Source organism: Paenibacillus sp. FSL R10-2199 (assembly GCF_038000235.1).
GTDB classification, from domain to species: Bacteria; Bacillota; Bacilli; order Paenibacillales; family Paenibacillaceae; genus Paenibacillus_AQ; species Paenibacillus_AQ phytohabitans.
The window spans coordinates 934,755-959,304 of record NZ_JBBOBO010000002.1 but is presented as its reverse complement, the minus strand read 5'-3'; the positions used below and the strand labels follow the sequence as shown (position 1 = coordinate 959,304).

19 protein-coding genes are annotated in these 24,550 nt (G+C 53.6%); 17 read left to right on the top strand and 2 right to left on the bottom strand.

Going from position 1 to position 24,550, the window contains the following annotated elements; genetic code table 11:
- Positions 1–12: 12 nt before the first annotated feature.
- From NYE33_RS32015 to NYE33_RS32000, 4 genes are all read left to right on the top strand, one after another.
- Positions 13–1,974, top strand: coding sequence for a glycoside hydrolase family 2 protein (locus NYE33_RS32015; RefSeq protein WP_341069345.1), 1,962 nt, complete (start codon positions 13–15; stop codon positions 1,972–1,974).
- 16 nt (positions 1,975–1,990) lie between these two features.
- Positions 1,991–4,351 (top strand): beta-galactosidase, encoded by a 2,361-nt coding sequence (locus NYE33_RS32010; protein ID WP_341069343.1) that lies wholly within the window; start codon positions 1,991–1,993, stop codon positions 4,349–4,351.
- Positions 4,352–4,382: 31 nt separating this feature from the next.
- Entirely contained in the window at positions 4,383–5,669 is a 1,287-nt protein-coding gene (locus NYE33_RS32005) for a cellulase-like family protein (RefSeq protein ID WP_076242503.1), read from the top strand.
- A gap of 146 nt (positions 5,670–5,815) precedes the next feature.
- Positions 5,816–6,214 carry a DUF488 domain-containing protein gene (locus NYE33_RS32000; RefSeq protein WP_341069341.1) on the top strand — a complete coding sequence of 133 codons (399 nt, stop codon included), beginning with the start codon at positions 5,816–5,818 and terminating at the stop codon, positions 6,212–6,214.
- 94 nt (positions 6,215–6,308) lie between these two features.
- Here the strand turns inward: NYE33_RS32000 and hmpA are convergent, their stop codons facing one another.
- Positions 6,309–7,490: an NO-inducible flavohemoprotein gene (gene hmpA / locus NYE33_RS31995; protein WP_341070073.1), complete on the bottom strand. Its 1,182-nt coding sequence runs from the start codon at positions 7,488–7,490 to the stop codon at positions 6,309–6,311.
- 422 nt (positions 7,491–7,912) lie between these two features.
- Here hmpA and NYE33_RS31990 point away from each other — a divergent pair, with 422 nt between their 5' ends.
- On the top strand, positions 7,913–8,449 hold the full coding sequence (locus NYE33_RS31990) for an RrF2 family transcriptional regulator (protein ID WP_341069338.1): 537 nt from the start codon (positions 7,913–7,915) through the stop codon (positions 8,447–8,449).
- Here NYE33_RS31990 and NYE33_RS31985 read toward each other — a convergent pair.
- The gene (locus NYE33_RS31985; protein WP_042134701.1) at positions 8,358–8,774 is read right to left on the bottom strand and encodes a hypothetical protein; all 417 of its coding nucleotides are present in this window, start codon (positions 8,772–8,774) and stop codon (positions 8,358–8,360) included. The genes NYE33_RS31990 and NYE33_RS31985 overlap by 92 nt on opposite strands.
- 289 nt (positions 8,775–9,063) lie before the next feature.
- Between NYE33_RS31985 and NYE33_RS31980 the strand changes: the two genes are divergently transcribed.
- The 12 genes from NYE33_RS31980 to ilvB all read left to right on the top strand — a co-directional run bounded on the left by NYE33_RS31980 (position 9,064) and on the right by ilvB (position 24,536).
- On the top strand, positions 9,064–12,738 hold the full coding sequence (locus tag NYE33_RS31980) for a nitrate reductase subunit alpha (protein ID WP_341069335.1): 3,675 nt from the start codon (positions 9,064–9,066) through the stop codon (positions 12,736–12,738).
- Positions 12,728–14,299: a nitrate reductase subunit beta gene (gene narH, locus NYE33_RS31975; protein WP_042233677.1), complete on the top strand. Its 1,572-nt coding sequence runs from the start codon at positions 12,728–12,730 to the stop codon at positions 14,297–14,299. Before NYE33_RS31980 ends, narH begins: the two co-directional genes overlap by 11 nt.
- Positions 14,292–14,858 carry a nitrate reductase molybdenum cofactor assembly chaperone gene (gene narJ, locus NYE33_RS31970; protein WP_039308160.1) on the top strand — a complete coding sequence of 189 codons (567 nt, stop codon included), beginning with the start codon at positions 14,292–14,294 and terminating at the stop codon, positions 14,856–14,858. The genes narH and narJ overlap by 8 nt, the downstream gene beginning before the upstream one ends.
- Entirely contained in the window at positions 14,855–15,541 is a 687-nt protein-coding gene (gene narI / locus NYE33_RS31965) for a respiratory nitrate reductase subunit gamma (protein ID WP_340947437.1), read from the top strand. Before narJ ends, narI begins: the two co-directional genes overlap by 4 nt.
- Before the next feature lie 50 nt (positions 15,542–15,591).
- Positions 15,592–16,050, top strand: coding sequence for a GAF domain-containing protein (locus tag NYE33_RS31960; RefSeq protein WP_042134708.1), 459 nt, complete (start codon positions 15,592–15,594; stop codon positions 16,048–16,050).
- On the top strand, positions 16,050–17,093 hold the full coding sequence (locus NYE33_RS31955) for a PAS domain-containing sensor histidine kinase (protein WP_042134710.1): 1,044 nt from the start codon (positions 16,050–16,052) through the stop codon (positions 17,091–17,093). Before NYE33_RS31960 ends, NYE33_RS31955 begins: the two co-directional genes overlap by 1 nt.
- A 28-nt stretch (positions 17,094–17,121) precedes the next feature.
- Complete coding sequence (locus NYE33_RS31950; RefSeq protein ID WP_039308190.1) at positions 17,122–17,769, top strand: response regulator transcription factor; 648 nt, start codon at positions 17,122–17,124, stop codon at positions 17,767–17,769.
- A 23-nt stretch (positions 17,770–17,792) separates the two neighbouring features.
- Entirely contained in the window at positions 17,793–18,320 is a 528-nt protein-coding gene (locus tag NYE33_RS31945) for a hemerythrin domain-containing protein (protein WP_341069332.1), read from the top strand.
- Positions 18,321–18,899: 579 nt separating this feature from the next.
- Positions 18,900–20,390: an MFS transporter gene (locus NYE33_RS31940; RefSeq protein WP_336102140.1), complete on the top strand. Its 1,491-nt coding sequence runs from the start codon at positions 18,900–18,902 to the stop codon at positions 20,388–20,390.
- A 93-nt stretch (positions 20,391–20,483) separates the two neighbouring features.
- The gene (locus NYE33_RS31935) at positions 20,484–21,734 is read left to right on the top strand and encodes a molybdopterin molybdotransferase MoeA (protein WP_341069330.1); all 1,251 of its coding nucleotides are present in this window, start codon (positions 20,484–20,486) and stop codon (positions 21,732–21,734) included.
- Between the two features lie 24 nt (positions 21,735–21,758).
- Positions 21,759–22,775 carry a GTP 3',8-cyclase MoaA gene (gene moaA / locus NYE33_RS31930; protein ID WP_341069328.1) on the top strand — a complete coding sequence of 339 codons (1,017 nt, stop codon included), beginning with the start codon at positions 21,759–21,761 and terminating at the stop codon, positions 22,773–22,775.
- 84 nt (positions 22,776–22,859) lie between these two features.
- Positions 22,860–24,536: a biosynthetic-type acetolactate synthase large subunit gene (ilvB, locus tag NYE33_RS31925; protein WP_042134720.1), complete on the top strand. Its 1,677-nt coding sequence runs from the start codon at positions 22,860–22,862 to the stop codon at positions 24,534–24,536.
- Positions 24,537–24,550: the final 14 nt, after the last annotated feature.

Sequence of the window (24,550 nt, the reverse complement as noted above, 5' to 3'; positions counted from 1 at the left end):
AGGTGAAAGGACGTGGGTATCCTGATTAATGAAGGGCGTTACACTGCAAGACTGGAAGAGGGCTGGAAGTTCCAGCCCGGTCCTGTAAACCGAGGCGAGCAGGAAGGATGGCAGGCTTCAGGCTTGCCGTCCCAGGTTACGGTCTCCGTTCCGCATACCTGGAATGTACAGGAGGGTCTGGAGGAATACCGCGGGGCAGGCTGGTATGAACAAATGTTAACAGTCCCTGACGAGTGGAAGGACTGCCGGATACGGCTTTCCTTTGAAGGGGCTTACCGCGATACGGATATCTGGGTTAATGGTGTAGAGGCAGGCAGCCACTACAATTCCGGCTATACCCCATTTGAAGCGGATCTGACTCCGTATATTCATGCGGGAGGCGGGAACCGGCTTGTGATTCGAGTGGACAACAGCAACAGTGACGTGGCGTTGCCCCAAGGCAACAGCTTTGACTGGGCCGATGACGGCGGGCTGATCCGGCCGGTAACGCTTGTCGTCACAGGATTGGCGTCCATTCAGCAGCTCAAGGTGGAACCGCTGGTCATCTTCGCTGACCAAGGCGGAAATACAGGCGGCAGACTATCCGCCGCTATTAAGCTTTGCGAACCATCCGCCGACGCGCTTAGTGCATACATTGCCGTCTACCGCAATGAAGTGCGGATTTGGCAGGGGACAGAAGAAATCACAGGCGGGGCCTTATCCTGGAGCTTCACAGACATCCTGCTGCCGGAGGTTGATTTGTGGCATTTTGACCATCCGGACTTGTATGAGCTTGAGATTGTACTACGCACTGGGGATCAGGTCCAGGACCGGGTAGTCCGCCCGTTTGGCTTCCGGGAGATAGTCGTGAAGGGACATGAGCTGTGGCTGAACCGCGAACCGGTCCGGCTGATGGGTGTGGAGTGGATGCCTGGTTCGAATCCGGCGACTGGAATGGCTGAGAAGCAGGCAGATCTGATTGCGATGCTTGAGCGGTTGAAGGAAGCGAATTGTGTCATTACACGATTCCACTGGCAGCAGGGAAATGATTTGCTGGACTGGTGTGACCGCAATGGCCTGCTGGTTCAGGAGGAAATTCCGCATTGGCAGCAGCCGGCAGAGCCGGGGAAGGAGACCTTCGCGCTTGCCCTGTCTCAAGCCAGGGAGATGATTGATAGTCATGCGCATCATCCCTGTATCTTTGCCTGGGGAATGGGAAATGAGCTGGATGGCCAGTCTGCCGTGACCCTGCATTATATGGAGCAGCTGAAGGCGGAACTTCTGCAGCTGGACCCGAGCCGGCTGATCAATTATGTAAGCAACAGTGTTCTTTATCAGCCTGACAGGGATGCCACTGGTGCGGGTGATCTGCTGATGTGGAACGAATATATCGGAACGTGGCATGGCGATTTGGATGAGCATAAGGTCATCCGGCAGATTATTGCCGATTATCCTGATAAGCCCATTGTTGTGGCTGAATATGGGCTTTGTGAACCGGTGTTTGAAGGCGGGGACGCCAGAAGAACCCGGCTGCTTATCGAAAAAACAGAAATCTACCGCCAGTATCCCCAGTTCGCGGCGTTAATCTTCTTCAGCCTAAATGATTACCGTACGCAAATGGGTGAAGAGGGTGAAGGGAAGCTGAAGCAGCGGATCCATGGTTCTGTAGACATTTATAACCGGGTGAAGCCGTCGTTTGCTGCCTTGCGTGAGATCTCTTCACCGCTCTTGCTGGCAGAAGCTCCTGTATGGCACGGAGATGAGCTTGAGGTAACCCTGACATGCCGGAAGGATATTCCCAGCTATGCCGTGCGGGATTATTATTTAACGGTGTCCTCAGCAGGCGAGGAAGGAACCAGATTAGTCATTCCAGATATGCAGCCGGGAGATCTCCTGACCTTGAACCTCCCTGTGCAACCAGCGCCCGGACAGCAGCAAGTGCTTACCGTGTATCGGCCGAACGGGTTTAGTGTAGTTGAACGGGAATTGAACTAAGGAGAGTCAGACCTTTATGAAGAACTACCCGATCAAAGTAAACGATGATAAAAAGAATATATTCTCAGGTCATATTAAGCTTGGCGGCGTGAACCCTTCGGGCGAACGGATCAGCTTTACGAACTATTATATGGAGAAGAACGGGGAGCCGTTTTTTGGTGTGTGCGGTGAATTCCATTTCTCCCGGTATGATGAAGCCTACTGGGAAGATGAGATTATTAAGATGAAGATGGGTGGCGTTAACATCGTCACGACTTATATTTTCTGGAATTTGCATGAAGAAATCGAAGGCATATATGAATGGGCGGGCAATAAAGACTTGCGCCGGTTCATTCAGCTGTGTGATCAGCATGGACTTTATGTCATGATCCGCATCGGCCCCTTCTGTCACGGGGAAATGAGAAGCGGCGGCATGCCGGATTGGCTGTTCGGACGCCCGTTTGAGGTCCGCTCCAATGATGAAGGGTATCTGGCCTATGTAAGGAGGCTGTATGCGGAAATCGGTTTGCAGGTGCAGGGCTTGTTGTACAAAGAGGGAGGGCCGATTATCGGCACACAGATCGAGAATGAGCATAACCACTCTTCGGCACAGTGGGGCCTCACGACCGGCATTAACAATATGTGGCTGAACGGCGGCAGCGGCGGGAATGAGCACATGCTGCTGCTAAGAGATCTGGCGATTGAGTCGGGAATCGATACGCCTATTTATACATGTACTGGCTGGGGCGGCGCTACGACAACAGTACCGGATATGCTGCCGCTATGGGGCGGTTACGCTTATTGGCCGTGGATTTACTATGAAACGGACCGCTTTGACGGGATTAAGGAGCATCCGGCAACGCCGGAGTATATTTTCCGCGACAAACATAATAACGAACTTCTAAAGAGCTATAATTTCGAGCCCTTCTACCAGCCGGAAGACTATCCGTATGCCTGTTGTGAGATGGGCGGCGGGATGGTTCAGTTCTATAAATACCGGTTCGAGTTTCCGTATAACAGCGTTCCGGCCATGTCTGTCATGAAGACGGCGGAGGGCTGCAATATGCTCGGATACTATATGTACCACGGGGGTAGCAATCCTAAGGGAAAGGTGAATCCGTTCACGAACGATCTGGCGACACCGAAGATTTCCTATGATTTCAATGCGATGATTGGTGAATTCGGACAAGTGCGCGAATCGTACAAGCGGACAAAGCTGCAGCATTATTTGTTCACTGAATTCCAGAATCAGTTCGCTTTGACCAAGACGATTCTGCCGGGGGACACCTCCGGGCAAGATCCGTACGATGTGAGTGAATTACGCTATGCCATCCGTTCACATGAAGGCTCCGGCTTCCTGTTCCTGAATAATTTCCAGGATCATGTGGAGAATCATGATCTGCAGGATATGAACGTCAGCATTGAGCTTCCCGGTGAGACGATAACGATTCCCGCTCAAGGTGAGCTGACGCTGGGCAGCGAGAGCTTTGCGATTCTGCCGTATAACTTCGATCTGGCCGGTATTACGCTGAAATATGCAACCGCGCAGCTGATTACGAAGCTGGATGTGGAAGAAGAAGTGTATTATTTCTTCTTTGTGCCGGAAGGAATGAAGGGCAGTTATGCGCTGCAATCGGACGATGTGGCGGGTATTGAGACCGAAGTCGGTCATACCAGGCAGCTTGATGATCTGACGATCATTGAAGTGGAAGAGCAGACTTCGGGCATCGTGCGTCTTGTGTCTGCTGCAGGCAAGAAAGTTGTCATCTACACTATGACGGATAAGCAGAGCCTCGGGTTCTGGAAAACCGAAGTCCGCGGCAAGCAGCGTGTCCTGTTCACGGACTCGAATCTGCTCGTATCGGGGGATGAGATTAAGCTGGAATCCACGGATCGGGAGGAAGTCACGCTAAGTGTGTTCCCTGATTTTGAAGCTGGTTTAGGTTCGGTATCGGGCGGAGAGCTGGTGGAAGCATCAAAGGACGGTTTATTCACAACCTACAAACTGCTCGCACCGAAGAAAGATATTGCTTTTACATGGACGAAGGTCAAGGAAGAACGGGCGGTTCTTGAATTCGCATCCGGCTCTCTGGACGGTGTCAAAGAAGCCTTGCTCCAAATAGATTATACCGGCGATATCGGCTATGCCTTCATTGACGGTGATCTCATTAATGATAACTTCTGCAACAACACGACTTGGGAAATCGGACTCAAGCGGTTTGAAGAGCGGCTGGTTGACAAGGGAATGTATCTCTATGTATCACCGATCCGCAAAGGTACTGTCGTGACTAGTAATACGACGATGGCAGGCTGGAATGAGACCGCTGCTGAGCTGATTGCCTATATTGCTTCCATTCGTGCAGTTCCTGTGTATGAGCTTGTGATTAGAACGGAATAAGACGCGAATCCCCAAATTAGGAGTGATAATAATGAATTCAGTCATTCAAAAGTTACCGCGCAAACTGACCATCACCATGTGGGATTTCTCCTGGTACACGATGACCCTGCCCGGCGAGCCTTATCACGATTTGGCCGCACGCTTCCAGGAAGCGGTGGATAGAGGCTACAATACGGTCCGGATCTGTGCGATGCCGTTCTTATTGTTCACGGCGGAAGGTAAACGGCCGGGACCGCTGCATTTCGGCAGCCTGGGAGAAGTAGGGCAGCGGACACGCTGGTATAATTGCCGGGGCGGTGCCGAGCTGGACGGGCATGCCCACCTGCTGGAGCTGTTCAGGCAGGCCAAGGCACATGGCGTCTACATCATGCTGTCTTCCTGGGAATATCAGCAGAGTCCGAGCTTCCTGGCGTATCCCGCGCTGCGCGACGAACTGGCCGCTATCGCTCCTAAGGAACGATTTATGGCAATCGCCAGCTCCATGGATCAGCTCATCCGGTTGGTTAAAGAAGAAGGCTTCGCCAGTCAGATCGTCTATGCCGAGCTGCATAACGAGGTGGAATTCGGACAGCTTACCGCTGTCGGCGTGGAGCAGGGAATCGGAGAGACGGATACGCCTAAGCTGGTAGAAGCGATGCAGCCTTACATAGAAGAAGCGGTGGATTATCTCCGGGCACAGCATCCCGACATCCTGATAACGGCCAGCTATACGCTGAATGAAGCCTATCCGAAGGCTTATGTGGCCCGCAATATGCAGGTCGCCCATTATCATCTCTATATTAAAGGCGTATTAAATGAACTCATGGATGCAGCCGGATTAAATGATGAACAAATGTCATTTCCGAACGCCTTTGTCCGGTCTTTATTAAGAGAGGATGCGCCTCCCTTTGAGAAGTGGACACTGCCGGCAGGGCAGGAATGGCGGATGGAGGGCAATCCGGTCGGGATGAAGCTCATCTACCTGCATGATTGGGCCGATCCGGACCGGTGGGACCTCTATTTATATGACCGTTACGGTGCCCATAAGCTGGCTATGCTGCAAAAGGCGGATATGCGCCTGGAAGAAGCCCATGAGTGGGCCTCGCATTCCGGCATACCGGTCGTTATAGGTGAAGGTTATGTCGGTTATACCCCGCTGCATGCAGGTTTCGAGGAAGGACCGGTCGGCAAATTCATTGCCGAGTATTCGCTGCGCAAAGGTATGGCGCTGGGCTTCTGGGGAATGACGTTATGCTCCAACTGTGCACCGCATCATCCATTCTGGAACGACATCGCCTGGCAGCAGAAGTGGAACCGTTTCATTCTTGAGGCGGAATAGCTGCTGCATATGGGCAGCCCTGCCTTGCTTGCTACGGTATTGCAATCTTATGGACAGCCTGTCACTGGCAGGGCAATTTGCTCCATGGTATATTGGGTGTACTAAACAACGGTCCGTTCCAGTATGGATAACAGGAGGGAGAATAGATGTTGGAGCATTCCTGCCGGAAGTCAGCTGACCTTCCTTACTCTATATATCTGAAGCGGATTTATGAGCCGGCGGCTCCGGAGGACGGGTACCGGATACTGGTGGACAGGCTATGGCCGCGGGGAATTACTAAGCAGCAGGCTGCCATAGACGAGTGGATGAAGGAGCTTGCTCCGAGCCCCGGGCTGCGTCAATGGTTCGGCCATATACCAGAGCGGTTTGCGGCATTCAGTGACAGCTATATCCGGGAGCTGGAGGAAGATCCGGCACGGGGAAGACTTGCTGCGAAGATCGCAGAATTGGCGCTGGCGCAGGACGTTACACTGATATATGCCGCGAAGGACCCTATACACAATCATGCGCAGGTACTATATAAATGGCTGCTTTCCCGTCAATAAGCACACGGACCGCCCCGAATCTTTAATGATTTGGAAGGCGGTCCGTGTCCTTTTTGGTATACCGGGTTCATGGGCTGCGTACTAGACCCGCAATCTATCTGCTGCTCAATTGAAGGGCCGGTCCGAAGAACTCGTAATGAATCTGCTCGTCCTTCATCCCGAGTGCCCGCAGCTCTCCGATCATCGCTTCCATGAAAGGAACAGGGCCGCATACGTAAGCATCTCCGGTAACATCTACATAGCTCTTGAGGATTTCGCCGGTGATGACGCCATCCGGGCCGCCGGAGTAGAAGAATCTGGTCTTGACGCTGCTCATGGCAGCCGCATGTCTGTCGATGTCCCGGCGGAAGGCGGCAAGCGCCTCGTTCCGCGCGGAATGGAGGAATACCGCCGGCCGGTCCGGTGTTACTGCGGCAACAGCCTCGAACATGCTCATCATGGGGGTAATACCCACGCCGCCGGAGATGAACGCTACAGGTGTGGTTTTGGTAACATCGAGCAGAAATTCGCCTGCCGGAGCGCTGACTTCAACAATGTCTCCTTCGTTCACCTGGTTATGAAGATAGACGGAAACCACACCATTCGGATCATTCGTCTCTTCACGTTTCACGGAAATACGGAATTCATCTGCCCGGGGAGCCTGCGACAGGCTGTATTGGCGGATCATGGTGTATTGCTCTCCAGGAATCAACACACGGATAGAGATGTACTGGCCCGGCTTGTAATCCGGTACGCCTAAGCCGTCCGCCGGCTTCAGATAGAACGATGTAATACTGCCGCTTTCCTGAACCTTACGCACAACGGTAAAAGGCTTGAAGAAGTTCCAGCCATTGTCCTGTTCGCGCGTTTCCTTGTACATGCTGTCTTCGACGCCGATAAAAGCGCCTGCAATAACTCCGTATGCTTCTTCCCAGGCTGTAAGAATCTCATCCGTAGCTGCCTCGCCCAGCACTTCCTTGATCGCCTTCAGCAGGAATTCCCCGACAATCGGATAATGCTCCGGCTTGATGCCGAGACTGACATGCTTGTGTGCAATCTGCACTACCGCCGGCAGAATATTCTCAAGATTATCTATGTGGACCGCCGCTGCGTAGACTGCATTGGCTAGTGCCGCCTGCTGGCGGCCTTGCGCCTGGTTGGCATGGTTAAATACATTCAGCAGTTCCGGGTGGGCTTCGAACAGATTCCGGTAAAACACCGTTGTAATAGTGGTGCCGTGTTCCGCCAGGACTGGCGCTGTGGATTTGACAATGTCACGGGTTTGTTGTGATAAAATAACGGTCATCCCCTCTCCATATAGTACAAAATTAATATATACGCTTTTTAAGATAAAAGATATATTTAAAATACCACTTTAACAAAATAGACAAAAAATATGATATCATCTGTAAATAATATCACTTACATAAGGCGGAATCCGCATTCTCTTTCTTCGCTTATGGATAAACAGCACTTAAATAATCACAATTCTTCCAAAGAGGCCAAACCGGCGTTATATAGATGCTGTTTTTCCACTTGCTTGTTTTGTTGCCGAGGGGACTTGCTAAACTTCCTTCTTGCTTGGACGTTGTATCTGTCCGTGTGACATCGAATTTCCTTGTAAAAGGCCGGCAAAGCCTGTTCTGCTTGATGGAAGCCGCTGTTCGCGGCAGCAATCCGTTGACTGCATTGCATTTGTAAACAGAATGGAGAGAAGAGATGAGGCTGACGTTATATACCGACTACTCCTTGCGAATCCTCATGTATCTCGGAGCGAAGCAGCGGGAAGAGCTGACAACTATACAGGATATCTCCGGCGCATATGGCATCTCCAAGAATCATCTGATGAAGGTCTCGCATGAACTCGGCAAGGCGGGCTATATTGAAACGGTCAGAGGACGCGGGGGAGGGATCAGGCTTGCGCTTGCGCCGGAGAAGATCAATATCGGGGAGGTCGTGCGCCGGATGGAGGATGATTTCTATCTAGTCGAATGCTTCCATCCTTCAGGCGGCAGTTGTCCGATCTCCCCGGTGTGCGGACTCAAAGGCGTGCTGGGCAGAGCCCTGCAAGCTTATCTGCAGGTACTGGGCGAGTATACGCTTGAGGACCTGTTGATGAATAGAGATGATCTGCGTGCCATTCTGCAGGAGAGCAGCAGCCGTGCTACTCCGCGAACAGAAGACGTTCCTCATCCCGGCTATGAACCGCGTTCACTACCAGCAGTGCGTGGAACTGGTGAACAACCTCAGGAGTGAGACCTTCTTCTGCCAGCATTACTTTGACATCCTGAACTATAATCCGCAGTAAATCATGATCACGTGCAAGCCGGAGAACTGCGTCTTGCAGGCCGGGATTCTTCCCGGCCATCTCCTGATAGAATCCGTCCTCCTCCGCATCGGCGTGGCTGATAATCCGCGTCTCCCAGTACTCGATTAAATGCTCGGCGGCCTGGTGCGCCACTTCGAATTCCTTCGCTTCCAGCAGTTCCTCCATTTCTTCCGTCTTGGCTATAGCGCCGGAGAGCCCGCCCTGATGAATGGCATGGTGAGCGTGCAATTGGCGCAGTGAGGGTCCTGGCATGTTGCTTCATCCTCCCGTTTTTTTGTCAGTATAGCATACAGATTTGTAGTGCAATTCCCGCTAAGGCATTCCCCGGACAAGAAAGAGGGAAGTCCCTAACAGGCCCCCTGCCGGGTACAATAAACGGCCAGAACCAAGCTTTTCTCCTCAGCGGGAAAGGCTTATTTGCATTGGATTCAGATCAAGGGAATTCCCGAGGTTCAATAGGTGTTTCCCTAATGGGAAGCCGGGCCGGGGAGATCCATAATGGACTTAACTGAATAGATTTTGAAGGGAGTGTTCCTGAGCGATGAAGAAGAAATTCGGCCTTAACTTTTTTAAACCGGTGGAGAGCTATTCCGGGAACTGGTCCATTCTTGAAGAGAAAAACAGAGATTGGGAGAATATGTACCGCCAGCGCTGGTCTCACGATAAAGTAGTGCGCACCACTCACGGTGTCAACTGTACAGGCTCCTGCAGCTGGAAGGTGTTCGTGAAGAACGGAATCATCACCTGGGAGAACCAGCAGATTGATTATCCTTCCTGCGGACCGGACATGCCGGAATTTGAGCCGCGCGGCTGTCCCCGCGGAGCTACCTTCTCCTGGTACGAATACAGCCCGCTGCGCGTGAAATACCCGTATATCAGAGGGAAGCTGTGGCGGCTGTGGCAGACGGCGCTCCAGGAGCATGACAATTATGTCGATGCCTGGGCCAGCATTGTTGAAGACCCTGAGAAGGCAAGCCAGTACAAGAAGGCGCGCGGGAAAGGCGGCCATATCCGTGTGGCCTGGGACGACGCGCTGCGGCTTATCTCCGCACAGCTGATCTATACAATCCGTAAATACGGCCCCGACCGGATCGCGGGCTTCACCCCGATTCCGGCTATGTCGATGGTCAGCTACGCCTCGGGGGCGCGGTTCATCTCCCTCCTCGGCGGTCAAATGCTGAGCTTCTATGACTGGTATGCCGATCTTCCTCCGGCTTCGCCGCAGATCTGGGGGGAGCAGACGGATGTGCCGGAATCTTCGGACTGGTACAACGCCGGTTACCTGATGATGTGGGGCTCTAATGTACCGCTAACCCGCACGCCGGATGCCCACTTTATGACGGAAGTACGCTATAAGGGAACCAAAGTCGTGTCGGTCGCGCCGGATCTCGCCGAGAACGTCAAATTCGCCGACAACTGGCTGGCTCCGAATCCAGGCTCGGACGCTGCGCTTGCCCAGGCCATGACGCATGTCATCCTGCAGGAGTTCTACCAGGAACGACAGGAGCCGATGTTCCTGAATTATGCGAAGCAATATACAGATATGCCGTTCCTGATTCTGCTTGACCCTCATGAGGATGCCCTGAAGGGCGGACGTTTCCTGCGGGCGAGTGATCTAGGAGATACCTCCCCGCACTCGGACTGGAAGCCGGTCATCTTCGACGAAGCAGCGGGTGAGATGATGGTTCCGAACGGTACGATGGGGCAGCGCTGGGAAGAGGGCAAGAAGTGGAACCTGATTCTCGAGCGGGAGGACGGCAGCAGGGTCGAGCCGGCCCTGACCATTGAGGGCCATGGGGAAGAGTGGACGGAAATCGTGTTCCCGTTCTTTGATAATGCGGGCAACGGCACGTTCAGACGGATGATTCCGGCCCGGACCATACGGCTCGCCGACGGCACAGAACGTTATGCCGCCACAGTCTATGATCTGATGATGAGCCAGTATGGCGTGGCGCGTACAGACAGCCCGCTTAATGCCAAGGGGTATGAGGATGAATCCTCTCCGTACACCCCGGCCTGGCAAGAGAAGATTACGACGGTGAAGGCGAGTGTCGTCGTGCAGATTGCCCGCGAATTCGCCCAGAATTCGCTGGATACGGGCGGGCGCTCCATGATCATCATGGGCGCAGGGATCAACCACTGGTTCAACAGTGATACCATCTACCGTTCCATTCTGAATCTGGTGGTGCTGACCGCTTCCCAGGGTGTTAACGGCGGCGGCTGGGCGCATTATGTCGGCCAGGAGAAATGCCGCCCGATTGAAGGCTGGTCAACGGTTGCCTTTGCCAAGGACTGGCAGGGTCCGGCACGCCAGCAGAACGCGACATCCTTCTTCTACTTTGCCACAGAGCAATGGCGTTATGAGGAGAGCGGCACTGATTCGCTGAAATCACCGACGGGCGGGGATGTAGCTTACCAGCATCCGGCGGACTATAACGTGCTGGCTGCACGTCTCGGCTGGCTGCCTTCCTTCCCGCAATTTAACAAGAACAGCCTGCTGTTCGCCGAGGAGGCTGCGCAGCAGGGCAAGAAGACGAATGCAGAGATTATCAGCCACACCGTGGAAGAGATCACCTCGCGGAAAACACGGTTTGCCGTGGAAGATCCCGGCGCACCGGAGAACTTCCCACGCTCCCTGTTCATCTGGCGCTCAAACCTGATCTCCAGCTCTGCCAAAGGGCAGGAATACTTCATGAAGCATCTGCTTGGAGCCTCCGATGGTCTCCTGGCCGAGCCGAATGAAGAGCAGAAGCCGGAGGAGATTGTCTGGCGCGGGGATGTGGAGGGCAAGCTCGACCTGATGGTTGCCCTGGATTTCCGGATGACCACCACACCGCTCTATGCGGATGTCGTGCTGCCGGCCGCAACGTGGTATGAGAAGACTGACCTGTCGTCCACCGACATGCATCCGTTTGTGCATCCGTTCAATCCGGCCGTGAATCCGCTATGGGAATCCCGTTCCGACTGGGATATCTACCGCCAATTGTCAGAGGTATTCTCCGAGATGGCGAAGTCGCAGCTGCCCGGCGTCTATAAGGATGTTGTGATGTCACCGTTGGGCCATGACTCCATCAGCGAAATTTCGCAGCCGATGGGTCTGGTCAAAGACTGGGCCAAGGGCGAAGTGCCGGCCATTCCGGGTAAAACTATGCCGAACTTCACCATTGTGGAGCGGGATTACACCCAGATTCATGACAAATACACTTCACTTGGACCGAATCTGGAAACCGGCAAGGCAGGCGCGCACGGCATCAGCTTCTCTGTCGCTGAAGAATATGAGGAACTCAAGAAGATCAGCGGCGTGCATTACGATGAATCGATTAAGAACGGACTGCCGAAGCTGCTAACCGCCCGTCAGGCCGCAGATACCATTCTTCATCTGTCTTCAGCCACCAACGGCCGCGTCTCCCAGAAGGCTTATGCTGCAGCGGAGAAGGATTCAGGTGTAGAGCTGAGGGATATCTCGGCAGACCGGGCGGCCGAGAAAATTACGTTCCAGAGCATTACCGCACAGCCGCGCGAAGTGATTCCGACCCCGGTATTCAGCGGCTCGAACAAGCAGGGACGGCGTTATTCCCCGTTCACCACGAATATTGAACGTCTCGTTCCGTTCCGGACCCTGACGGGAAGACAGCATTTCTACATTGACCATGAGATCTTCCAGCAGTTCGGCGAAGCGCTGCCGGTCTACAAGCCGACGCTGCCTCCGATGGTCTTCGGCCCGCGTGACAAGGCAGTGAAGGGCGGAACCGATGCCCTGGTTCTGAGATATCTGACACCGCACGGGAAATGGAACATCCATTCAACCTATCAGGATAACCAGCACATGCTGACATTGTTCCGGGGCGGTCCAACGGTGTGGATCAATAATGAGGATGCTGCGGCCCATCAGATTGCTGATAATGACTGGCTCGAGGTCTATAACCGCAACGGTGTCGTATCGGCACGCGCGGTAGTCAGCCACCGGATGCCGAGAGGTACCATGTTCATGTACCACGCCCAGGACAAGCACATTCAGGTGCCGGGTTCTGAAATTACGGATACACGCGGCGGAAGCCACAATGCGCCTACCCGGATTCATCTGAAGCCTACCCAGATGGTCGGCGGATATGCACAGCTCAGCTACGGCTTCAACTACTATGGTCCGATCGGCAACCAGCGTGATGTCTACGTAGCCGTCCGCAAAATGAAGGAGGTCAACTGGCTTGAAAATTAAAGCGCAAGTGGCAATGGTAATGAATCTGGATAAATGCATCGGCTGCCACACCTGCAGCGTGACCTGCAAGACGACCTGGACGAACCGCAAGGGTGCGGAATATATGTGGTTCAATAACGTGGAAACGAAGCCCGGTATCGGTTATCCGAAACGCTGGGAGGACCAGGAGCTCTACAAGGGCGGCTGGCAGCTGCGCAAAGGGAAGCTGGAGCTGAAATCCGGCAATAAGCTGTCCAAGATCGCACTCGGCAAAATCTTCTACAACCCCGACATGCCGGAGATGAAGGATTATTATGAGCCGTGGACGTACAACTACGAGCATCTGACGAATGCGGGGGAACAAAAGCATTCCCCGGTGGCGCGGGCCCATTCCGCTGTAACCGGTGAGAAGATGGATCTGGAATGGGGACCGAACTGGGAGGATGATCTGGCGGGAGCCCATGTAACCGGCCCGCTGGACCCGAATATCCAGAAGATCGAAGAAGAAATCAAATTCAACTTCGAGAAATCGTTCATGATCTATCTGCCGCGCCTCTGTGAGCACTGCCTGAATCCAAGCTGTGTCGCCTCCTGTCCTTCCGGTGCGATGTACAAGCGGGATGAGGACGGCATTGTCCTCGTGGATCAGGAAGCCTGCCGCGGCTGGAGATACTGCATGACCGGCTGTCCGTACAAAAAAGTATATTTCAACTGGCAGACGAACAAAGCAGAGAAGTGCACCTTCTGCTTCCCGCGCGTGGAAGCGGGGCTGCCTACAGTATGCTCTGAGACCTGTACCGGCCGGATCCGCTATCTCGGGGTACTGCTGTATGACGCCGACAAGGTTCTTGAGGCGGCATCCACGCCGGACGAGAAGGATTTATACAAGGCGCAATGTGATCTGTTCTTGAACCCGCATGATCCGGAGATTATGGCGCAGGCGAGAAAAGACGGCATCTCCGAGGATTGGCTGGAAGCCGCCCAGAACTCGCCGGTCTATAAGCTGGCGATTGAGCACAAGCTGGCCTTCCCGCTTCACCCGGAATACCGCACACTGCCTATGGTGTGGTATGTACCGCCGCTTAGCCCGATTATGAATTATTTCGAAGGCAAGGATTCGCTGAAGAATCCCGATATGATCTTCCCGGCCATCGAGGAGATGCGCACGCCGATCCAGTATCTGGCGAACATGCTGACGGCCGGCGACACGGAAACGGTCAAAGAAGCCCTGCAACGGATGGCGATGATGCGCTCCTATATGCGCGCCCAGTCCACCGGCCGGGAATTCGATCTTACCCGTCTGGATCGTGTTGGCATGACCGCACAGCAGACAGAGGAAATGTACCGGCTGCTTGCGATTGCCAAATATGAAGACCGTTTCGTCATCCCGACCTCCCACAAGGAGCAGCACATGAATCCTTACCGTGCCCAAGGCTCGGCAGGTTACGGCAGCGGGATGGGAGACATGGGCTCCGGCTCCGGCTGTGACGGGTGCGGACCGGCCAGCCCTTCCGGCGACACCATGAAGACCGGCAAGGAAATGTATGAAGAGAATTTCTACGGGGGGATTTGGCGTGATTGATCTGATCAAACTGCATGATTACAAGGAATCCTTCGGTTATTTCGCCCTGCAGCTGATGTATCCGGAGAAGCTGGACTTTCATCCGGCTTTTCTGGAAGAGGCGTTTGACAGCACTCATCCGGGTTATGCCCACGTGCATGCCTATTGGAAGCAAATGCAGAGCTTCAGCCTGGATGAGATTCAGGAGAGCTATGCGGCCACCTTTGATTTTCAGAAGGACTGCGCGCTGTATATGACCTATTTCAAATTCGAGGAGGCCAAGGAACGGGGGCAGATGCTCGCCAAGCTGAAGCTTCTGTACGAAATGTTCGGCCTTGCCATGCCGGAGGGGGAGCTGCCTGATTATTTACCGCTGATGTGTGAATTTATATATGCCGCGCAGTGGCTGGAGGTCCCGGGAGCGCCGGAGAATTTCAGGATGCTGATGGCGATTCTTGAGGACGGCACCTACCATCTGCTCAAGGCGCTGGAGCGGAATGAAAGTCCCTATTACCATCTGGTTAAGGGATTGCGCGAAACCTTCAAAGCTTGTGTTGAACAGGAGGCCCTGAGTCAATGAATATGTCAGGTCAGTTTTTATGGGTCATTTTCCCCTATATGTGTCTGGTGGTCTTTATCGGCGGCCATATCTTCCGTTACCGTAAGGATCAATTCAACTGGACAGCTAAATCAAGTGAATTTATTGAAAAGAAACAGCTGAAATTCGGCAGCATTCTGTTTCATCTCGGCATTATGCCGGTTATTTTGGGCCATATCGGCGGGCTCGCTGTCCCGAAAACTTGGCTGGAGGCCGTCGGTGTGAGTGATCATCTCTACCACATCGGCGCGGTATATATCGGGGGAATCTTCGGCGCAGCTACCCTGCTCGGGATGCTGATCCTGACCTCGCGGCGCTTTACGCTGAAGAACGTCCGCCGGCTCAGCAGCGCATCGGACCTGATCGTCAACTCCCTCCTCCTGTTCATCGTGTTTATGGGGATGTACTCCACGATTGTAACGAATGCCGTACAGCCTGAGTTTGATTACCGTGATACGATTTCTGTCTGGTTCCGCGGTTTATTCATGTTCCGGCCGGACCCGTCGCTGATGGGTGAGGTGCCGTTTTCCTTCAAGCTTCACATTCTGTCAGGGTTTGCGATCTTTGCCTTTTGGCCGTTCACCCGGCTCGTCCATGTATGGAGTGTTCCGTTGAATTATGTAGGCAGAAGTTATATCCTATACAGAAGAAATAAATCGAATTAACGGAAAGAGCCGGGTGAATTTCTTTCCCTGTTCAAATGAGGAGAGAAACGATGAACAATAAGGTGGATTACCAAATCGAGCTTGACCGGATGCGCATAGCTTTGGGATATGACTTCATGTCGCTGGCTTTTGCTGAACCGGCGGAATATGACTATGTCATCCGGTGGAAATACGCCTCAGGGAACACAACGGACCGTTACAAACGGATTGTCCTTCAATCCGGCAGAGGGATTGCCGGCATCGTGTTCAAGACCGGCAAGCCTTTCTTAATCCCGTCTGTGCAGACAGATGTGCAGCCGGACACCTTGTTTAACTATCCCATTACCAAGATGGAGAATCTGAGCAGCATAGGGGCTGTGCCGGTGTGGAATGATGCCCGTGTTGCAGGCGTGCTTCTTGGCGGTTTCAGGGGCGAACGGCAGGTAAGCCCTGACATGCTGGGGGACCTGGACAGGGCAGCGCGTAAGGGGATTGGAGACTTGAACGGAAAGGAATTGTTGCTCAGTTGATGACACCCGGAACGGATCTGCAGAGTCTGCTCATGACAAAGCTGTTTGAGAACAGCTCGGAGGCGATGTTCTTTTTTGACCGGCAAGGGAAAGCCCTGGCCATGAATCCGGCTGCCGAGAACATCGTGGACAAGGATATTCTGAAGCAGCTGTATCAGGGGAATCCTGAGGCGCTTTGCGGGACCTGCCGGGGATACACGAGTGAGACGGAGCTCCGTACCTGCCTCAATTGTTATTTTCATACACCGGACTCCGAGGAGTTCACCTCATACCAGGTATATCTGGAGACGAAGGATAAGGGGATTGTCCCTTATGCCGCCACCTTTCACACCATAGATGACGAGAAGGGTATCAGAGTATTTATGCTTAGGGATCTGACCAGACAGTTCAAGACGCAAGAGAAGTTCTACCAGAACAAAATGATGAAGCATATCATTGAGGCGCAGGAGAATGAACGCAAGCGGATCTCCCGGGAACTGCATGACAGCGTAGCCCAGGAGCTGATGAGTGCCGTGATTGATCTGCGTGTGCTGAAATATATGACAGCGGATGAGCAGCTGCTGAAGAAGATGAAGCAGACCGAGGTCTCCATGACCCGGCTTCTGAATGATATCCGCAACCTTTCGGTAGAGCTTAGGCCGGCGGCCCTGGATGATTTCGGTCTGGAGGCCGCATTCCGGTCACACTTCAAGCGGGTGGAGCAAACCTATGGCCTGGTGATTGATTATGAGTCCCGGCTCTCCGAGAAACGGTATGGGAGTGAGATCGAAACCGTCATGTACCGTGTGTGCCAGGAGGCGGTGCTGAACGCCCTGAAGTATGCGCAGGTTGACAGTGTTAAAGTTTCCCTTACCGAAAAGGACGGCGTACTGCTGCTTCGGGTAGAGGATAAGGGAACCGGCTTTAATCAGGGTGACGAGCCGGATGGAACCGGACTTGGCCTGTTTGGCATGCAGGAGCGGGCGGAGCTGGTGGGCGGCACCTTCAGCGTAGATTCAGAGATAGGCAGGGGTACGGTGATTATTTTACAGGTGCCTGTATGATTTGCGCGAGGAAAGGAATGAGCTTCTGATGAAGATCGTCATTGCAGACGACCATGCGATCGTACGCAGCGGATTCTCCATGATTCTCAATTTTCAGAATGACATTGAAGTGATCGGGGCGGCGGCAGACGGCAGGGAAGCTTACACTATGGTCGCCAAATTCCGGCCGGACATTCTGATTATGGATTTAAGCATGCCCCCGGGAGAGAGCGGGCTGACCGCTACCGGCAAGATTAAAGAGGATTACCCCGATACCAAAATCCTGATTCTGACGATGCATGATGATGATGAATACCTCTTCCATGTGCTGAAGAACGGGGCCTCCGGTTATGTGCTCAAGAGCGCGCCGGACGAGGAGCTGCTGCTGGCCATCCGGACCATTTATGAAGGCGGCACCTATATTCATCCCAAGATGGCAACCTCGCTGGTCCGTGAGTTCATCAAGCAGGATAAAACGGCAGGCACAGAGGATCTGTTCGAGCTGTTATCCAAGCGGGAGCTCGAGATCCTGCCGCTCATTGCCAAGGGATACGGGAACAAGGAAATCGCCGAGAAGCTGTTCATTTCAGTGAAAACAGTGGAGGCCCACAAGGCAAAAATTATGGAGAAATTAAACCTTAAGAGCCGGCCGGAGCTGGTCGAGTATGCTTTGAGGAAAAAAATGCTGGATTTCTGACCGGCGAATGGAGGTAAGCCTTGATGCCGGAACATGCAGGGCTCAAGTTTACGGTGCCCGCTATGCGCATTCTTGAGAATGAACACCGCTATTTATCCTTTTTGATGGAAGAATGGCATGAGATCGTACTTTGGTTTGAGAGGGAGCAGCCCGCTCCGGAAGAAGCCAGGGCTCAGCTTCATAAGCTGCGTAAGGCGGTTCTGGAGTTTACGGGCCCGCTGAAGAAGCATACCGTGAAGGAAGAAACGCATTTTTTTCCGCTGCTGGGCCGTTACATCGGTTATGAACAAGGGCCGCTGGCCGGCCTTCAGGATGAGCACCGCGAGATTGAAGGGTATATTGGACATTTCCTGCATCACACAGAGGGCAATGCCGAACTGATGACGCTTGAGGATATCCGTGCTGCGGTGAAGGATGCAGGGGAAGCCTTTGAGGTGCTGACGGTACACTTTGTCAAAGAAGAGGCGGTTATCTTTCCGATGGCCGAGCACCAGCTTAGCACGAAGGACAAAGAGCGGTTAAGCCAACAGCTGAATACGCTTATTACGTGAGAATGCATGAATAGGCTGCTCCTATGTGGGGCGGCCTTTTTTGTGCACAGGAAATTAGACAACAAGAAATGTGGATAAATCGGGGGAGGCAGATTAAGTCACTTGTAACAGCATGGGTTAGGTTTAAATGCAGCTTCTTCCGAAAATAATTGGATTTTCTCCACTTGTTAGTGAACAAAGCCTACCCTGTCAAACAGCAGTTGGAAAAACGGCACTTAATATGCTGCAAACAGTCAGATTAGAGGAAATAAATAAAATTAAGTGACGTTTATCCAACTAATTCCTTTACATGATCCGGAATAATAAAATTAAGATACGTTTTTCCAACTAATGTAACAGAGGCCGAAGCCCGAAGTAGGCGATAAGAGAAATTGTGAAATGTTTCGTTTGTGGCAGGAGTTGCAGGAGTGAATAAGGTCTGGAGCAATGCCCCGCTGTGGGGGGTTATTTTTTTTAGGGTTTCCCCTGTCAGGGAAAGGGGACTCCCCTATATCTGAGCCGGGGGACCGGCGGATACAATGAGTACAGGAAGTATTCATACGAATAATCAAGAGAATAAACGGCGAAAAGGTGAGTCGAATGATTAAAAAAGTGCAATTGCCGCTACAAACCTTAAACTTGATTACCGGATTCATGGTGTGGGTGATCATCTCTTCCCTGATGCCCTTTATTTCCGAGGACATCAGCATCCCTCCGGGAAGACTTGCGATGGTCACAGCGATTCCGGTGGTGCTTGGCTCGATTCTAAGAATTCCTTTGGGCTATTATGCGAACATTCTGGGAGCACGCATTATTTTTATGTCCAGCTTTATCCTGCTGTTGTTTCCGGTCTACTTCATCAGTGAAGCGTCCACGGTTACTCACTTGATTATCGGAGGCCTGTTCCTTGGAATCGGCGGGGCCGTATTCTCGGTGGGGGTGACCTCTCTGCCGAAATATTTCCCCAAAGATAAGCATGGTCTGATCAACGGAATCTACGGGATCGGGAATATCGGCACGGCGGTCACAACCTTCTCGGCTCCGATGGTGGCAGCACAGATAGGCTGGGCCCCTGCGGTGAAAATGTATCTGATTCTGCTGCTGGTGTTCATCGCCTTGAATTTCTTCTTCGGGGACCGTCATGAGCCTAAGCTCAAAACACCGATTATCGAGCAGATCAAAGGCGTATCCAAAAATGAGAAGCTCTGGCTGTTCTCCTTGTTCTATTTCATTACCTTTGGCTCCTTTGTGGCCTTCACGATTTATCTGCCTAACTTTCTGGTATCGAATTTCGGGCTGGACAAGGTAGATGCCGGGATGCGCACAGCCGGCTTCATTGCCGTTGCGACCTTCTTCCGTCCGGTAGGCGGCTGGCTTGCCGACAAGTTCCAGCCGTTGTTCCTGCTTACCGGCACATTCAGTATCTATACAATTGCAGCTATTATCCTGGCCTTTATGCCAGATATGGGATTATATACAGCCGGATGCCTTGCGATTGCGTTCAGTGCAGGAATCGGTAACGGAGTCATTTTCAAATTAGTTCCGCTGTACTTCAATAAGCAGGCGGGTGTCGCGAACGGAATTGTATCGATGATGGGCGGCCTGGGCGGCTTTTTCCCTCCGATCATGCTGTCGGTGATTTATTCGGCGACCGGGCAATATTCCATCGGGTTCATGCTGCTCTCCCAGGTGGCGCTGGCCAGTCTGGTGCTGGTCGTGTGGCTCTATTTCCAGGACCGGCTTGCGCTTACCTCTGAAGTGTTCAATTCTACCGGACAGGGGATTCTGGTTACCGATGTTTCCGGTTTGATTAAGACCGTCAATCCGGCCTTCACGAAGCTCACCGGCTATACGGAAGACGAGGTTCTCGGCAGACAGCCCAGCATTCTCAAGTCAGGCCGCCAATCCAAAGAATTTTACCGCGTTATGTGGGGGGAGGTCAGGGACAAGGGAATGTGGCAGGGGGAGATCTGGAACAGGCGCAAGAACGGGGAAGAGTATCTGCAGTGGCTGAACATCAGCGCTGTGAAGGATGACACCGGCGAGGATGTCCGGTATGTAGGCACATTCAGCGATATTACGCAGAAATAACCGGAGGAAGTGGCGTTGAACCGCTGAGCCAATCCCTTTCCATACAGGACGGCATAGCCGGTTCTACTGGGTCCGGCATCAAGTTAGGAGCAGATGAAGGTGGAAAAGACCAGAAATCCGGTTACCGTGGCGGAGGCTGTATTCCGGGTAACCGAAAGAGTGTGCTGCACAGGTACAGAAAGAGTGCCGCTTGCCGCAAGCTATGGACGCATCCTGGCGGAGCCGCTGACGGCAACCCATGATGTTCCGCATTTTACGCGGTCCCCCTATGACGGGTATGCAATTGCTTCGGCAGATTCAGTTGGTGCTTCCGGCAACAGCCGGATCAGCTTCACGGTTGTAGATCATATCGGCGCAGGGGAGATATCTCAGGTTACGCTTGGGGCATTCGAAGCCGTCCGTCTGATGACGGGAGCCGCGCTGCCGGCGGGTGCAGATGCGGTAGTCATGTTCGAACAGGCCTCGGAAGCGGGCCGGACGTTTACCATCCGCAAAGCCTTTGCCCCGCAGGAGAATCTGTCCCTGCAGGGTGAAGATATGCGGTCAGGAGAAAGGATCGTTCCGGCAGGCAGCTTCATTCATCCCGGAACTGTGGCGCTGCTGGCTACCTTCGGGTACGGGGAGGTGCGGGTCGGCAAGCGGCCGGTTGTAGGCATATTGTCAACGGGAACCGAGCTGCTGGAGGTGACGGCTCCGCTCGTACCCGGTAGAATCCGCAACAGCAACGGGCCGATGATCGCTGCCCAGCTCGCCCGGATGGGGATCCCTTACCGGATGTACGATACGGCAGCGGACCAGCTGGAAGAATGCCTGCTGACGGTCCGGCAGGCGATGACAGAAACAGACTGCCTGATCACCACAGGCGGCGTATCTGTCGGCGACTATGACTACTTGCCGGAAATATACAAGCGCCTCGGGGCCGATGTACTGTTCAACAAGGTGGCGATGCGTCCGGGCAGCGTGACTACAGTCGCAGTTGCCGGGGAGAAGTGCCTGTTCGGATTGTCCGGCAATCCGTCTGCGTGCTTCACAGGCTTCGAGCTGTTTGTCAGACCCGCCCTGCTAACGATGATGGGGGCAGATAAAGTCTATCTGCCGCGTACGACAGCAATACTGGCAGAGGATTTCCCGAAGGCCAATCCGTTCACCCGGTTTATCCGGGCTGTTCATGACCGGACCTCGGTGCGTCCCGCCGGCTTCAATAAATCAAATGCGGTATCCTCCATCGCACGCGGGAATTCGCTGATTGTGCTGCCGGGCGGAACAAGAGGTTATGTTGCAGGCGATCCTGTGGATGTACTGCTCCTCGGCGTTGAAGAAGGTACGGACGAATGGGTGCTGTAAGCTTACCGGAAGGGGGATAGACATATGACTGCTCATCCATTGCAGGACCAGCTGCGGCGGCCGATCCATGATTTGCGGATCTCGGTAACGGACCGGTGTAATTTCCGCTGTTCCTACTGCATGCCGAAGGAAGTGTTCGGAGAGGATTATGCCTTCCTCCCGGCAAGCGAGCTGCTTACCTTTGCTGAAATTCTCCGGCTGACGAAGCTCTTCGTCTCCCTTGGCGTAAGCAAAATCAGACTTACCGGAGGCGAGCCGCTCATGCGGCGGAGCCTGCCCGAGCTTGTTGCCGGAATCCGCGCTATAAGTGGTGTCGAAGATATGGGGCTGACGACGAACGGGGTACTGCTGGGAGGGCAGGCAATGCCGCTCTATGCTGCGGGACTCCGCAGGCTGAATGTCAGCCTGGATGCTCTGGAGCCTGAGCTGTTCGGCAGAATGAACGGGCGGGGTTACAAGCCTGGAGCGATTTTACGACATATTGATTATGCCATAGCAGCAGGTTTTGAGGTCAAAGTAAACATGGTGGTACAAAGAGGGGTGAACGAATCGGAGATTGTGCCGATGGCGGCCTACTTCAAGGATAGAAATATAACGCTGCGCTTCATCGAATTCATGGATGCCGGCAACGACAACGGCTGGAGCTATGAGAAGGTCGTTACCAAACAAGAAATTCTGGAGCGCCTCCAGGGTACATTTGTGCTGGAAGCCCTGGAGCACCATTATTTCGGCGAGGTTGCGCAGCGTTATGGCTACAAGGGCAGTCAGGCGCAGATCGGCTTTATCACTTCCGTATCCGAATCCTTCTGCTCCTCCTGCACGCGGGCCCGGCTGTCTTCCGACGGCAAGCTGTATACCTGCCTGTTCGCATCGGAGGGCTTTGATCTCAGGGCAATGCTCCGCAGCGGTGCGGATGATCAACATCTGCTGGCTGCCATTAGAGACGTCTGGGAGAAGCGCGCTGACCGCTATTCCGATGAGCGGACAGAACAGACCGCGGGGAACAGAACCAAGATCGGCATGTCCTATATTGGAGGTTAAGCACAGAACGCATTATTCAGCGGTTGAGCGGGCAGGAATGCAGCCTGTAACTACATTATATATGGCGGGAGACGAACTGAACTTATGAACGGAGCACAGCTGCTGATTGAGATGCTGATCGAGAAAAAGATTGAGACCCTGTTCGGCTACCCCGGCGGTGCCGTATTGCCTTTATACGACGCGCTGTATGATTGTGACCGGATTCAGCATGTGCTGGTCAGACATGAACAGGCTGCGGTCCATGCTGCGGACGGATACGCAAGAGCGACGGGACGCCCGGGGGTAGCCCTTGTTACCAGCGGTCCTGGAGCAACCAATGCCGTCACCGGAATTGCTACCGCCTTCATGGATTCGGTTCCGTTAATTGTCCTTACCGGCCAGGTATCCACCGAGCTTATTGGTCTGGACAGCTTTCAGGAAGTGGATATTTACGGAATGACGATGCCGGTTACGAAACACAATTATATCGTTAGGGAGATCAAGGAGCTTCCAAGAATTATACATGAGGCGTTCCATGTGGCGACAACAGGACGGCCCGGTCCGGTTCTGATCGATCTGCCGAAAAATGTCATGAATGCGGAATTCACTGCAGCAGGTGACTTCTCCGTTCAGTCCTCCCCGCCGGTTATCCGGGGGTACCAGACCGATTATTTCATAGATCCTGCGGATATTCAGCTGGCGGCAGAGCGGCTGAACCGTGCGCAGCGGCCGCTTGTGCTTATTGGCGGAGGCTGTATTCAAGGGGAGACCCCGGCACTCCTGAAGGAATTCGCCGAGCAGCTGGGACTTCCTGTAGCCAGCACGCTGATGGGCCTCGGAGCTTTCCCGTCCGGACACTCCCTGCATCTGGGCATGGTCGGGATGCATGGAACAGTGGCTGCCAACCGTGCACTCCAGGGTGCTGACGTTGTGCTGTGTCTCGGTGTGCGGTTCAGTGACCGGGTAACGGGCAACCGTAAGGCGTTCTCGCCGGGTTCCTATAAAATTCAAGTAGATCTGGATACCTCCGAGCTGAACAAGAACATTCCCATAGATCTTGCGGTCACCGGTTCTTGTGCAGATTTCCTTAGCGGATTACGGGGACAAGTACAGGCAGCGGAGCATTCCGCCTGGGATCAGCAGATCATGGCCTGGCTGAAGCGTCCGGTGAAATCAGGCAAGGGCCAGGATGCCAAGATGACTCCCCAGGAGGTTATCGGATGCATTCAAAAGGCTACAGCGGGCGATGCGATTATAGCCACAGATGTCGGCCAGCATCAGATATGGACGGCTACGCATTACGAGTTCTCGGAAGCACGGTCGTTCCTGACCTCCGGCGGACTGGGCACCATGGGGTACGGCTTGCCTGCTGCAATCGGCGCCGCTGTTGCTTTTCCTGACCGCCATGTGGTTTGTATTACAGGCGACGGAAGCTTTCAGATGAATATGCAGGAGATTATGACGGCTGTTGATCATGGGCTGAACGTCAAGGTTGCGATCTTTAAGAACGGGTATCTGGGGATGGTAAGACAGTGGCAGCAGCTGTTTCTGGGCCGGCGGTATTCCTCGGTGCGGATCAGCTCGCCGGATTTTGTCGCTTTGGCGGAGTCCTTCGGCGCCCACGGGTTCCGGGCACACACGCTTGCTGAAGCGGAGCAGATTATTGAACTTGCGCTGCATACGGAGGGGCTTGTTGTTATGGAGTTCGATATTACCGAGGAGAGCAATGTATACCCCATTGTGCCGCCGGGATCGAGCAATCAGGATATGATTGTGGAATAGCATTACGCAGCAAA